The 12,078-nt window shown below is 67.2% G+C and carries 13 protein-coding genes; 5 read left to right on the top strand and 8 right to left on the bottom strand.

Annotated features, from left to right (window positions below; genetic code table 11):
- Positions 1-60: 60 nt before the first annotated feature.
- Together ACZYZ7_RS23100 and ACZYZ7_RS23095 are read right to left on the bottom strand one after the other, a co-directional pair.
- Complete coding sequence (locus ACZYZ7_RS23100; protein ID WP_353588723.1) at positions 61-153, bottom strand: Ms4533A family Cys-rich leader peptide; 93 nt, start codon at positions 151-153, stop codon at positions 61-63.
- Between the two features lie 139 nt (positions 154-292).
- Positions 293-496, bottom strand: coding sequence for a hypothetical protein (locus ACZYZ7_RS23095; RefSeq protein ID WP_036449190.1), 204 nt, complete (start codon positions 494-496; stop codon positions 293-295).
- A gap of 104 nt (positions 497-600) precedes the next feature.
- Here ACZYZ7_RS23095 and ACZYZ7_RS23090 point away from each other — a divergent pair, with 104 nt between their 5' ends.
- On the top strand, positions 601-2,631 hold the full coding sequence (locus tag ACZYZ7_RS23090; protein ID WP_135456227.1) for a glycoside hydrolase family 15 protein: 2,031 nt from the start codon (positions 601-603) through the stop codon (positions 2,629-2,631).
- Between the two features lie 175 nt (positions 2,632-2,806).
- Here ACZYZ7_RS23090 and ACZYZ7_RS23085 read toward each other — a convergent pair whose 3' ends face one another.
- From ACZYZ7_RS23085 to ACZYZ7_RS23070, 4 genes are all read right to left on the bottom strand, one after another.
- Positions 2,807-3,190 (bottom strand): hypothetical protein, encoded by a 384-nt coding sequence (locus ACZYZ7_RS23085; RefSeq protein WP_463741901.1) that lies wholly within the window; start codon positions 3,188-3,190, stop codon positions 2,807-2,809.
- On the bottom strand, positions 3,187-4,248 hold the full coding sequence (locus tag ACZYZ7_RS23080) for a serine hydrolase domain-containing protein (RefSeq protein ID WP_463741900.1): 1,062 nt from the start codon (positions 4,246-4,248) through the stop codon (positions 3,187-3,189). The genes ACZYZ7_RS23085 and ACZYZ7_RS23080 overlap by 4 nt, the downstream gene beginning before the upstream one ends.
- Positions 4,245-4,769 (bottom strand): ArsR/SmtB family transcription factor, encoded by a 525-nt coding sequence (locus ACZYZ7_RS23075; RefSeq protein ID WP_210115543.1) that lies wholly within the window; start codon positions 4,767-4,769, stop codon positions 4,245-4,247. The genes ACZYZ7_RS23080 and ACZYZ7_RS23075 overlap by 4 nt, the downstream gene beginning before the upstream one ends.
- Positions 4,770-5,103: 334 nt before the next feature.
- Positions 5,104-6,408, bottom strand: a complete 1,305-nt coding sequence (locus ACZYZ7_RS23070) for a thioester domain-containing protein (RefSeq protein ID WP_463741899.1) — start codon at positions 6,406-6,408, stop codon at positions 5,104-5,106.
- A 304-nt stretch (positions 6,409-6,712) separates the two neighbouring features.
- Between ACZYZ7_RS23070 and ACZYZ7_RS23065 the strand changes: the two genes are divergently transcribed.
- On the top strand, positions 6,713-7,636 hold the full coding sequence (locus ACZYZ7_RS23065; RefSeq protein WP_450072142.1) for a family 2A encapsulin nanocompartment shell protein: 924 nt from the start codon (positions 6,713-6,715) through the stop codon (positions 7,634-7,636).
- Positions 7,623-9,482, top strand: coding sequence for a family 2A encapsulin nanocompartment cargo protein cysteine desulfurase (locus ACZYZ7_RS23060; protein WP_463741898.1), 1,860 nt, complete (start codon positions 7,623-7,625; stop codon positions 9,480-9,482). The genes ACZYZ7_RS23065 and ACZYZ7_RS23060 overlap by 14 nt, the downstream gene beginning before the upstream one ends.
- Before the next feature lie 5 nt (positions 9,483-9,487).
- Here the strand turns inward: ACZYZ7_RS23060 and ACZYZ7_RS23055 are convergent, their stop codons facing one another.
- Complete coding sequence (locus tag ACZYZ7_RS23055; RefSeq protein ID WP_167857902.1) at positions 9,488-10,078, bottom strand: sensor domain-containing protein; 591 nt, start codon at positions 10,076-10,078, stop codon at positions 9,488-9,490.
- 201 nt (positions 10,079-10,279) lie between these two features.
- Here ACZYZ7_RS23055 and ACZYZ7_RS23050 point away from each other — a divergent pair, with 201 nt between their 5' ends.
- Positions 10,280-10,561, top strand: a complete 282-nt coding sequence (locus tag ACZYZ7_RS23050) for an ANTAR domain-containing protein (protein WP_135456238.1) — start codon at positions 10,280-10,282, stop codon at positions 10,559-10,561.
- Here the strand turns inward: ACZYZ7_RS23050 and ACZYZ7_RS23045 are convergent.
- Complete coding sequence (locus ACZYZ7_RS23045; RefSeq protein WP_463741897.1) at positions 10,545-11,102, bottom strand: class I SAM-dependent methyltransferase; 558 nt, start codon at positions 11,100-11,102, stop codon at positions 10,545-10,547. The two genes, ACZYZ7_RS23050 and ACZYZ7_RS23045, sit on opposite strands and share 17 nt — an antisense overlap.
- A gap of 54 nt (positions 11,103-11,156) precedes the next feature.
- Between ACZYZ7_RS23045 and ACZYZ7_RS23040 the strand changes: the two genes are divergently transcribed.
- A complete protein-coding gene (locus tag ACZYZ7_RS23040) occupies positions 11,157-12,071 on the top strand; it encodes a zinc-binding dehydrogenase (RefSeq protein ID WP_450072138.1) in 915 nt (304 codons plus the stop codon).
- The last annotated feature ends 7 nt before the right edge of the window (positions 12,072-12,078 follow it).

Below are 12,078 nucleotides of genomic sequence, written 5' to 3'. Positions count from 1 at the left end.
CAAGAGAGGAGCATCCGGGCACAGAGCCGCCACCGACACCAAACCGCGGACGGGTTGGAGTCAGCGACAACAGGCGACGTCAGCAACAGCGCGTGAACCCACGGCAATGAGAGCCAAGACATGGCTCTCAGTCTTGCCGGACGCTGAATGCATGGCGCGAAGAATAACAGAATTCCGGCGTCGCGCCCGTCGAGCGATGTGTCTCGCGGCTAGCGGGTCAGCAACCACATCACGATGACCAGGACGACCAGCAGAATCAAGATCAACGTGACACGTGAGCGCGGCATACCGTTCACTCGGACTCCACCTCGTCTGCCGGGGCGTGGCGCAGCCGGTGCAACCCCGTGATTCCCCAGCCCAGCGCGCCGTCGAGCACCACTGCGCTGCCATAAGCCAATGCCAACACCACCGGCATCACCACAGCGGTCTGTACGACGAACGGCAGCCCGGTCAGCCACAGTTCGACGCCGTCCCACCAGTTCAGGATTGCCGCCATGGGGCAAGCCTAGGCGATCACCTGATCGGCCCCGTCCCGCCCGTAACATTCGACACGCGTCGCTTGGGTAGACGACACCTGTATCCGCAGATGATGATGTTCGGATGGTCCTGCAACACACCGAGCCCACGGATGTCGTCGCGGCACTCGACAAGACATCTGACACTCCCAAGGCACCCGAGGCACCGCTGACGGTGACCGCCCCGGTGCCCTACACGTCGGCCGGGTCGCTGCGGAACCCGTTCCCGCCGATCGCCGACTACGGCTTCCTGTCCGACTGCGAGAACACCTGCCTGATCTCCTCGGCCGGCTCGGTGGAATGGCTGTGTGTCCCCCGGCCAGACTCCCCCAGCGTGTTCGGCGCCATCCTGGACCGCAGCGCGGGCCACTTCCGGCTCGGTCCCTACGGTGTGACCGTTCCCTCGGCGCGGCGCTACCTGCCGGGCAGCCTGATCCTGGAGACCACCTGGCAGACCCACACCGGCTGGCTGATCGTGCGCGACGCGCTGGTGATGGGCCCATGGCACGACATCGACTCCCGCTCACGCACGCATCGGCGCACCCCGATGGACTGGGACGCCGAGCACATCCTGCTGCGCACCGTGCGCTGTGTCAGCGGCACCGTCGAACTCGTGATGAATTGCGAACCCGCGTTCGACTACCACCGGGTCGGTGCGTCATGGGAGTACTCCGGCCCGGCCTACGGCGAAGCCATCGCGCGCGCCAGCCGCAACCCAGATTCACACCCCACGCTGCGGCTTACCTCCAATCTGCGGATCGGTATCGAGGGCCGTGAGGCCCGTGCCCGCACGCGGCTCACCGAGGGCGACAACGTGTTCGTCGCGCTGAGCTGGTCCAAGCACCCGGCCCCACAGACCTTCGACGAAGCCGCCGAGAAGATGTGGAAGACCAGTGAGTCGTGGCGGCAGTGGATCAACATCGGCGACTTCCCCGATCATCCGTGGCGGTCGTACCTGCAGCGCAGCGCGCTGACGCTCAAGGGCCTGACCTACTCGCCGACCGGAGCCCTGCTGGCCGCACCCACCACGTCACTGCCGGAAACCCCTCAGGGCGAACGTAACTGGGACTACCGCTACTCGTGGATTCGCGACTCCACATTCGCACTGTGGGGCCTGTACACGCTCGGACTGGACCGGGAAGCCGACGATTTCTTCTCGTTCATCGCCGATGTGTCCGGTGCCAACAACGGCGAACGCCACCCGCTGCAGGTGATGTACGGGGTCGGTGGCGAGCGCAGCCTCGTCGAAGAAGAACTGCACCACCTGTCGGGCTACGACAACGCCCGGCCGGTGCGGATCGGCAACGGTGCCTACAACCAGATGCAGCACGACATCTGGGGCACCATGCTCGATTCGGTGTACCTGCACGCCAAATCACGGGAGCAGATTCCCGAGGCGCTGTGGCCGGTGCTGAAGAACCAGGTCGAGGAAGCCATCAAGCACTGGAAGGAACCCGACCGCGGCATCTGGGAGGTGCGTGGCGAACCGCAGCACTTCACCTCCAGCAAGATCATGTGCTGGGTGGCGCTGGATCGCGGTTCGAAGCTGGCCGAGCTGCAGGGCGAGAAGAGCTACGCGCAGCAGTGGCGGGCGACCGCCGAGGAGATCAAGGCCGACATCCTGGCCCGCGGGGTGGATTCCCGCGGCGTGCTCACTCAGCGCTACGGCGATCCCGCGCTGGACGCGTCGCTGCTGCTGGCGGTGTTGACGCGGTTCCTGCCCTCGGACGACCCCCGGGTGCGGGCCACCGTGCTGGCGATCGCCGACGAGCTCACCGAGAACGGCCTGGTGCTGCGCTACCGGGTCGAGGAGACCGACGACGGCCTGTCCGGCGAAGAGGGCACCTTCACCATCTGTTCGTTCTGGCTGGTGTCCGCGCTGGTCGAGATCGGCGAGGTGAGCCGGGCCAAGCACCTGCTGGAGCGGTTGCTGTCGTTCGCCAGCCCGCTGCATCTGTACGCCGAGGAGATCGAGCCGCGCACCGGTCGCCACCTCGGCAACTTCCCGCAGGCGTTCACCCACCTGGCCCAGATCAACGCCGTGGTGCACGTCATCCGCGCCGAGGAGGAATCCGACAGTTCCGGGGTCTTCCAGCCCGCCAACGCGCCGATGTAGGCCGGAGGCCTACGTTCTACAGATGTGGGCGGCTAGCTGTCGTGACCTGACACGTTGTTGTCAGGCGCACGCATTCGCCATCCCGGCCCGGCATTCCGAATCCTGTTGGGCCACAGCTAGATGGGAGCCTGGCGGTGTAACCATCGTCGCTGCCCGCTAGTCACCAGGAGACGGCTCAGCTTACGGTCAGCGCGAGGAGTGCAATCGAAATCACAGCGGTTGTCGCAATTTTGGCAAGCCGCCAGCTGGAATGCCGTGCGACCCAGGGCAGATCCGGCAGGCGCCGAATCCTGCCGGCGGCCCCGAGCGCAAGGGTGGCCACGGCGCCGATCCAGATTGCTACGGGCAACTGACTCCAGTCGGCCTGGGCGCGCGCCAGCGCCAGGAGGGCGACGGCGGCGCTGCTCGTCGTAAGCACAGTCAACCGGTCATCGGTGCCGCGTCGGCTTCTCTGTTCGCGCGCGCGTTCGCGCCAGGCGGTGAGGGTGTATGCCGCGGGGATCGCCAGCAATGAGGCCGCTACGGCGAGGTTTACCACCACGGTGACGGTATCTGTCATGCCGCATCGACCAGGATGCGGATGGCGATCTCATCTACGCCGACGGCACTGTTCGCCAGGACGACCACCGCCGCGGCGTGCTCGCGGTCGAGGGCGAGCATGCTGGAGAACCCTGCTGTGCCGCCGTTGTGCCAAGTGAGGTCCACGTCGCCGACCCGGTGAGTGAACCATGCGCGGCCCACCCGGATGTCATGGCCCACCTCCCAGCGTGGGTCGAGCGCACTGAGGCCCGGTGCGCGGCGGTCGAGCAGGGCCTGTGCGTAACGCGCCATGTCCGCCGGTGTCGAGCGCACCCCGCCGGCGGGCGCGTACGCGTTCAGGGGCCACGCCTGCTCGGGTTGGCCTTTCGCGCTCCAACCGGTCGGCGCATCCGAGGACAACTCTGATGCGGAGAGTGGGGTGAAGGAGCGTGTCATCCCGAGCGGTTGGAACAGGTGGCGGTCGAGCATTGCCGGGTAGTTGGTCCCGGCGTGCTCGGCGAGCGCCTCGCCGAGCAGGGCTACGCCCAGGTTCGAATACGAAAAGGAGCCGCGCCCAGAGAGATTCGCTGAGCGCGCCTGGGTGAGCAGCGTCGCGGCGTCGGCTGTGTAGGGATTGCGGTGCCGCAGCACGGCAAGACTGGCGCCGGCCAGATCTCGCGGCCGGTTGGCGATCCGCGGCAGGCCCGACCGGTGGCTGGCAAGTTCCTCGAGCGTTACGTCGGCTACCGCACTGCCGCCCAGGTCGAGCAGGCTCCCCAGCGGGGTGTCGGGTGTCAGCTCACCCGCCTCCACGGCTTCTGCAAAGACCAGAGAGGTCATGGTCTTCGTGATCGATCCGATCTCGTAGACGGTGTTCGAATCGGCGCCGAAGTGTGCCTCTGTCAATGCACGGTCGCGGATGTACACGACGCTAACGCGGTCGCGCAGCCCGTGCAGGAGCGATGCAACCCGGGCGATGAGTTCGGGGTCGCCAGTGGCCGGACCGAGTGTGGGCGGGGTGGGACGGCTGACGATTCCCACCGCGAGGACGATCATCGCGCCGAGGGCGGCGGCACACGTGCGCGGCGGCAGTCTCATGCGATACCCCGCGCCGCGGAGAGGATCACGAGTAGCGGTACCACCCGATCTGCCGGCACCGTGTACCGACCTCGTGTGCTCTGGATCAGCCATCCAACGGCGACCAACGCGTTGAGGTGGTGGTAGACCTGTCCGGTCGTGCCGATCCCCTCCTGCCCGGTGAGATCGGCCACGGTCTCATGGCCTGCCCACACCAACTGGAGCAGCTTCAGTCGTACGGGGTTGCCTAGCGCATCGAACCGCTCTGCAAGAGACGTCCAGTCATTCTCCTCGAGGTCAGTGAGGGTGTGACCGAACTGCCACTGCAACGGCTGCCCGCCGCGTTCGATCCAGCCGGCATAGGTCACACCGCCGGGCGGGTCGAGTCGCGATTTGAGGTCCTCCAGCGCTGCGAGCGCACCCGGTCGGGTGCGCTCCTCCTCCCTGGCGGACCCGTCGGCGACGCGCTCCACAACGACGCGCTCCTCGATGACGGCGAGACGTTGCTCGATGCGTGCGAACCGTTCTTCGAAGCTCTCCACGCAAGTGACGGTAGTACATAATTACGTAATAGCGGATATCTGCTGGTAGGCGGCTCACCATGATGACGACGTGATCCGCTGCGCCGCGATGAGCGCACCGACTGGCCGGTGATGGGGTCGATCGCAGACAAATGCGGTACCTGGTGACGGGCCAGGATCCTGCCAACCGTTGAGGGATTGAGACCGAGTTCAGCGGCGAGCGAACAGATTGGTGCGCGCGTTAGCGTGAGACACGAGGACTTCCTACGGGTGAATGCCAGACACATCCACTCCGTCAGGAGGTCCTCCCACTTTCAAGCAGGCACGCCGTCAACAACCTCCCGGGTCACGACAGCTAGGCGCTACGGGTCAGCGGATCCGCCCAGGCGGCGTCGAACTGGACGTCGAACTCGACCTCCAGCTGGGCCGGGGTCACCAGGACCACCGGGGTGAGTCCGCTCGTACCGCCCTGGGCGACTCCGGTGATCACGCGGCCGCCGAAGCCGGCCGGGGTGGCCGGGACGCGCACGGTCACCGTGAGCTGACCGACGCCCGGGGGCACCCGCAGAAAGAACTCGTCACCGGGTTGCACCGCGCCGCTCAATTCCCGACCGGCGGGATCGACGACCGACCCGTGCGACACCGCGAGCGCCGCACTGTCGGTGGCCCGCAACCGGAACGGCCCGATCAGCCCGGCCTCGACCACCGCGTCGTCGGCCGACAATGCGGTAGGTGTCGTGGCGCGCCGGGCCGCCCGGGCCCCGGCAGTCAGGTAGTTGTACAGGTGCACGACGCGGTCGGAGTTGGCATACACGCCAGATCCGTTGAGCCAGAACCGAATATCGGTGAACCGAACCAGCGCGTCACGGTCAGCCAGGACGGCCAGCCGGTAGTACCGGTAGCCCTGGGGGCCACGGCCGGGCCGGGTCGAGGACACGGTGCTGCCGACCCCGAGGGTCCTGCGATGTGTGCCACGGCCCGCGGCGACATTGAGTCCCGAGGCCGCCACGTCCTCCCACCGCTCGCCGTCGTGCGACTTCTGCAGCACCAACGACACCGCGGCGGTCGATTCCAATTCGACCGTGTAGCCGCCCAACTGGGGGGCCCCGTCGAACTCGAACACGATGGCGTCGGCATCGGGGTAAGCCCTCGTCGGTTCGTTGCGCGGCCGGTTGTCCAGCGCCAGTCCGTTCGTGAACAACCAGATGGCCGCCTGAGTGGCCGCGATCGCCTCGTGTTCGGCCAGGTTGGCCGCTCCCAGCGGCACCCCGGCCGCCCGCACCCGGCGGCTCAGTTCAGCCGTGCCGAGGGTGGGAAACGAGTTGCGGACGATCCAGTCCACCTCGGCCTCATAGGACCGGGCGCGCAGGTTGGGCACAGCTGACCAGGTGGCGGCCTCATACCGCGACGGCCGGGTGGGCGCGATGCCGGCGAAGTCCAGCGAGTAGGCCTCGACATTTGGATTCAGCCTGATCAGGTCGGTGCGCGCCGAGGTTCCGTCGGTGAAAACCACGGTGTCCACGGTGTGCGAATAAGTGCCACCGCGGTAACGCGTCATCGGCGTCGGGTCGGTCCGGCGGGGACGGATCCGCGTGCGCACGGCGACGGGGCCGGACGCCGGGAGTTCGACTCGGGAATCAGCTACAGACAGGACAGACATGACGGGTTGACTTTCTTGAAGGCCGGATACGCGCACATCAACGCACCGCGAGAAAGCGGGCGGACGACGCAGAGGAGGGCGTCAGAAAATCAACAACAACAACGCACGTCGAGGCAGCGCACGATGGCGGCGCGCAGCGATTCGACCTGTTGCATGCGGCCCACCATACGGCAAGTGGGCAGCAATGCCCAGTTCACACATTGGTGACGAGTTTGAATCGTCCACGCGCTAAACACTGTCGTGGACACGTTTCGGCCGTATCGTTGCCGCCCACACCCACTTTGACCGGTTGGAGGTTGGACCCGTGACGTCCGCACAGAACGAATCACAGGCACTCGGCGATCTCGCCGCCCGTCAGCTGGCGAATGCGACCAAGACCGTTCCCCAGCTCTCCACCATCACCCCGCGGTTTCTGCTGCATCTGCTGAGCTGGGTGCCGGTCGAGGCGGGCATCTACCGGGTGAACCGGGTGGTCAACCCCGACCGGGTGGCGATCCACTCGGAGGAAGGCGCGGGTACCGAAGAGCCGCTGCCCGAGACCTACGTGGACTACGAGACCAGTCCGCGCGAGTACACGCTGCGCTCGATCTCGACGCTGCTCGACGTGCACACCCGGGTGTCCGACCTGTACTCCAGCCCGCACGACCAGGTGGCCCAGCAGCTGCGGCTGACCATCGAGACGATCAAGGAGCGCCAGGAGTTCGAGCTGGTCAACAACCCCGAGTACGGGTTGCTGTCGCAGGTGACGCCGGAGCAGACCATCCAGACCCTGCGCGGCACTCCCACCCCCGACGACCTGGATTCGCTGATCACGAAGGTGTGGAAGACCCCGGCGTTCTTCCTGACCAATCCACTGGGCGTGGCGGCATTCGGCCGCGAGGCCACCCGCCGCGGCGTGCCCCCGCCAGTCGTCAGCCTGTTCGGCGCCCAGTTCATCACCTGGCGCGGCATCCCGATCGTGCCCTCGGACAAGGTCCCCGTCGAGGACGGCAAAACCAAGTTCATCCTGGTGCGCACCGGTGAGGAGCGCCAGGGGGTGGTCGGCCTGTTCCAGCCGGGGCTGGTCGGTGAGCAGGCCCCCGGCCTGTCGGTGCGGTTCACCGGCATCAACCGGTCGGCGATCGCGTCCTACCTGGTGACCCTGTACTCGTCGCTGGCTGTGCTCACCGACGACGCGCTGGCGGTCCTCGAGGACGTCGGAGTGGACCACTTCCATGAGTACAAGTGAGTACAGATCGGTAGACGCCGAAGGTGACCTGCCGATCAGCGCGGCCGAGTTGACCGCGCTGGCGTCACAGCTGTTCGCGACGAGCTTCCGGCCGGGTCCAGACAGTCCACCTGCGACGAGTCAGGTCGCCCCGCGCGGGGTGGCGCCGGATACGACCTCGGCGTCATCAGCGGGCGCCGCTGCGGCCGGCTTGGCCCATCCGGCGACTCCGGCCGAATTCGTGTCGGTGCCGGAGGTCTTCGTACCGGCACCGAGTACGCCTGAGCCGGAAGGTATTCCGGGTGTGGTCCCGGTCGCGCCCCGAGGTAGTGCGGCCAGTCCTATCGCACCCATCGGCGGCCTGGAGGCGTTCGCGGTCCCCACGGGTCTGGTCCCGACGGTGCCCGGCGTGCTGGCAAGCGCTCCCCCGCCGGCACCGGTGGCACCCACTCCCTCCCCGTCGCTCCGCTCGCCCCGGGAACGCCGGTCGGCTCCGACCTGGCCGGGCGCGGTCCCCGCGGTGCCGGATCTGGGCTGGTCGGGATCGCCGGCACCATCGGCGGATGCGGGGAGCTACTACTTCCTGCAGGCTCCTGCAACCGATCCTGTTGCAGCCGAGCCGGTTCCGTTCGTGCGTGATGACCACGAGATCTTCGACGTCAACGCGATCCGCGCGGATTTCCCGATCCTGCGTGAGACCGTCAACGGCAAGCCGCTGATCTGGTTCGACAACGCGGCCACCACCCAGAAGCCCCAGTCGGTCATCGACCGGCTGTCGTACTTCTACGCGCACGAGAACTCCAACATCCACCGCGCTGCCCACGAACTGGCGGCCCGCGCCACCGATGCGTACGAAGATGCGCGCGAAGCGGTGCGCCGCTTCATCGGGGCGTCGAAGGCCGAGGAAATCATCTTCGTCCGCGGCACCACCGAGGCGATCAATCTGGTGGCCTACGCGTGGGGCGGCAAGCATCTGGGCCCGGGCGACGAAATCGTCATCACCCACCTCGAGCACCATGCCAATATCGTTCCGTGGCAGCTGATCTCACAGCAGACCGGCGCAGTGCTGAAGGTGGCGCCGGTGGACGACGCGGGCAACCTGCTGCTCAGTGAGTTCGAGGATCTGCTCGGGCCCCGCACGAAACTCGTTGCCGCCACCCAGGTGTCCAATGCGCTGGGCACGGTGACCCCGGTCAAGACCATCGTCGAACTCGGCCACCGCTACGGCGCCAGAGTGCTGATCGACGGGGCCCAGTCCATCCCGCACATCCCGATCGACGTGACCGAACTCGGGGCCGACTTCTTCGTGTTCTCCGGCCACAAGATCTACGGCCCCACCGGAATCGGCGCCCTGTACGGCCGCGAGGACGTGCTCGCCGAGACCCCGCCGTGGCAGGGCGGCGGCAACATGATCGCCGATGTCACCCTGGACCGGTCGCTGTACCAGGGCCCGCCGAACAAGTACGAGGCCGGCACCGGCAACATCGCCGACGCGGTCGGGCTCGGTGAGGCACTGCGCTACGTGGAGCGGGTCGGCATCGATCGCATCGCGGCCTACGAACACGCCTTGCTGGAGTACGCCACCCCGCGACTGGCTGCCATTCCGGGCGTGCGACTGGTCGGAACCGCCGACGAGAAGGCCAGCGTGTTGTCGTTCGTGCTGGCCGGGCATGAACCGCTGGAAGTCGGCAAGGCACTCAACGCCGAGGGCATTGCGGTGCGGGCCGGGCATCATTGCGCCCAGCCGATCCTGCGCCGTCTAGGTCTGGAAGCCACGGTGCGGCCGTCATTCGCGTTCTACAACACCTTCGAGGAGATCGACGTGTTCATCGATGCGGTGCGCCGGATCGCCGAGGGGAGCGCCTAGACCAGCTACTGGGCCGCCGCCCTGTTCGCCAGTTGTATGGCCATGGCGGCGGCCTGGTAACTGATGCCCACTCCGCACGCCCAAGTTTCGAATACGAGATTCGAGGCAACGGCGAGCGCGTGATCACATGGCCACTCGGGCTGCTCCTGGGCAGAGGAGAACTGGGTGAACAGCGACTCCTCGGCGACGACGTCAGCGATATCCCAACGCGTCTCCGCGATTCCGGTACCGATCGAGATGGTGCGCCCGCTACAGGATTGCCAGGTCTGCCTCGCCGAGTCGAAGAAACTGCGAGCCGCCTCACCCGACGGATACAGCACCACCGTCTGTTCCACAGACTGCCTGGATTGCGGCGTCGTCAGCACCTGATCACGCACGCCAGTCCAACCTGAACCCGCGTACACCGCCTCCTGTGCCCCGAAAACCGCTGCGCGACAATCCTCGTCAGACACCTCATTGACATTCACGTTCATCGTGTCGCTGGTGTCGCGGGATTCCATGGGTTCCAGTCCGGTCACACCGATGACCTCATCAGCTTCACCGGTCGGCATCAGGACATCCTCGAGTCCGGAATCGGTGAAGGTCTCGTCGACCACAGGGACAGAGTTCTGTGCTCTCACCGCGCTCCCGTCCGCCATCTGTGCGCATCCCGCCGTCAGCACAGACACGGTGGCCACTACCGACATCGCGGTTCGGCAGGACATATCACCATTGTGGCCGACCGACGACACTCGGCGGACACAATCACGGTGCGCCGATCTCTGGATCCGGCGGCGCCGCGCGAGCACCATCGGACCATGAGCTACAACCGCCTCCGTGCAGACGACACTTCACGCATCAAGATCGACGTGGCGATCGGTGTTCTGGTCGCTCTGCGCGGTTGCGCGCCCGATCAGGCCTTCGCCGAGCTGGTGCGGGTGGTGCAGCGCACCGGCATCGGAATCGGCAGCATCGCAAGGGCTTTGGTCGACCTCGCCGGCGGTAGTTCGGGGACCTCCGCCGAATACGCCGAGGCGTTCAACGCCTGGGGCGAGCTGCTCGCACAGGCGCGTCGGGTGCCCGTCAATGCCGCGCCGTAGCGGGCGACCGAGCGACCAGCCAGGCCTGGCCGTCACCCTCGGAGGCGGCCAGCGTCTCAAGACCGGCAAAGGCCGACTCCAGTTCGCCCGCAGCGGCGCGGAATCGACCCACCTCCGCGCCGACTTCGCTCAGAACACAGATGGCCAGCAGGCCGCCCGGTCGCAGACGGGCGGCCAATGCCGGGTAGAGCCCGGGATCGCGGAAGCGATGGCACAGCACCACGTCGACCGGAGGTCCGGCCGGCAGACCCTGGTCGAGATCCCCGACCTCGAAACGGCAGCGTTCCGCCACCCCATGGCGGACGGCCGACTGTCTCGCCTGGGCGATCGCCACGGCGGACACGTCGAGGCCCCACACGTGTAGCCCGCGCTGAGCCAGCCACACCGCGCCCCGGCCTGTTCCGCATGCGACGTCAAGTGCCGAACCTGCCACGGGAAACCGGTCAGCCTGGCCGCTGAACACCTGCGGCAGCGCCGGCTCCGCTTCCGGCTCCCTATCGGCATAGGCCGCGTCCCAGCGGATGCGGTCCTTCTCGCTCACGTGCGCCACCTTATGGGAGGGAATAGCGGAACACCCTCCGGGGTTAGCCCCTTCATGCGAGCCCTCGTCTATGACCCGCACGCTCCTGCCAATCTCCGGTTCGACGACGTCGCCGAACCTTCGGCCGCCGAATCGCAGGCCCTGATCGACGTGCACGCGATTGCGCTGAACTTCGGTGAGCTGCATTTCATCGACCAGATGCGCCGCCCGGGCGAGGTTCCCGGCTGGGACAGTGCGGGCGTCGTGGTGCGGGCCGCCGCCGACGGCTCCGGACCCCCGGTCGGTGCCCGGGTGGTCGGATTCAGCGGCGAGGCCGGCTGGGCCGAACGACGCGTCGTCGCGACCGACAATCTGGCCGAGCTGCCCGAGTTCGTCGAGTTCGAGGAGGCTGCCGCGCTGCCGGTTGCCGGGGTGACGGCACTGCAGGCACTGCGGGCCCTCGGCCCGGTGGTGGGACGACGGGTTCTCATCACGGGCGCCTCAGGCGGCGTCGGACGATTCGCCGTGCAGCTGGCCGCCCGGGCCGGCGCTCACGTGGTGGCCGCGGTCGGCAGCCCGGCCCGGGGTGAGGGGCTCGAGGAGCTCGGCGCGGCCGAAGTCGTGGTCGGCCTCGATGCGGTAACCGAACCGGTGTTCGGCGTGCTCGACAACGTCGGCGGGAGACTCTTGGCGCAGGCCTTCAGCCTGGTGTCCGACGGCGGCTCGGTGCAGTCCATCGGGATGGCCTCCAACGAGCCCACCACGATCAACTTCGAGCAGGAGCGCCGCATCGGCAACCGGAAACGGTTGGAGCCGTTCACCGTCCGCGCACCCTTCCAGGCCGATCTGCATTACCTACTGACCCTGTTGGCCGATGGTGAACTCGATCCGCAGATCGGCCTGCGGGACTCGTGGGAGAACACCGCCGACGCCGCCCTGGCGTTGTTGGGCCGCAAGGTCGCCGGCAAGGCGGTGCTACAGGTCGCCTGACCCCGGC

The sequence above is a fragment of the Mycobacterium sp. IDUB_17 genome (assembly GCF_055419465.1).
The sequence above is the reverse complement of the archived record's forward strand: the minus strand, read 5'-3'. Positions and strand labels throughout refer to the sequence as shown.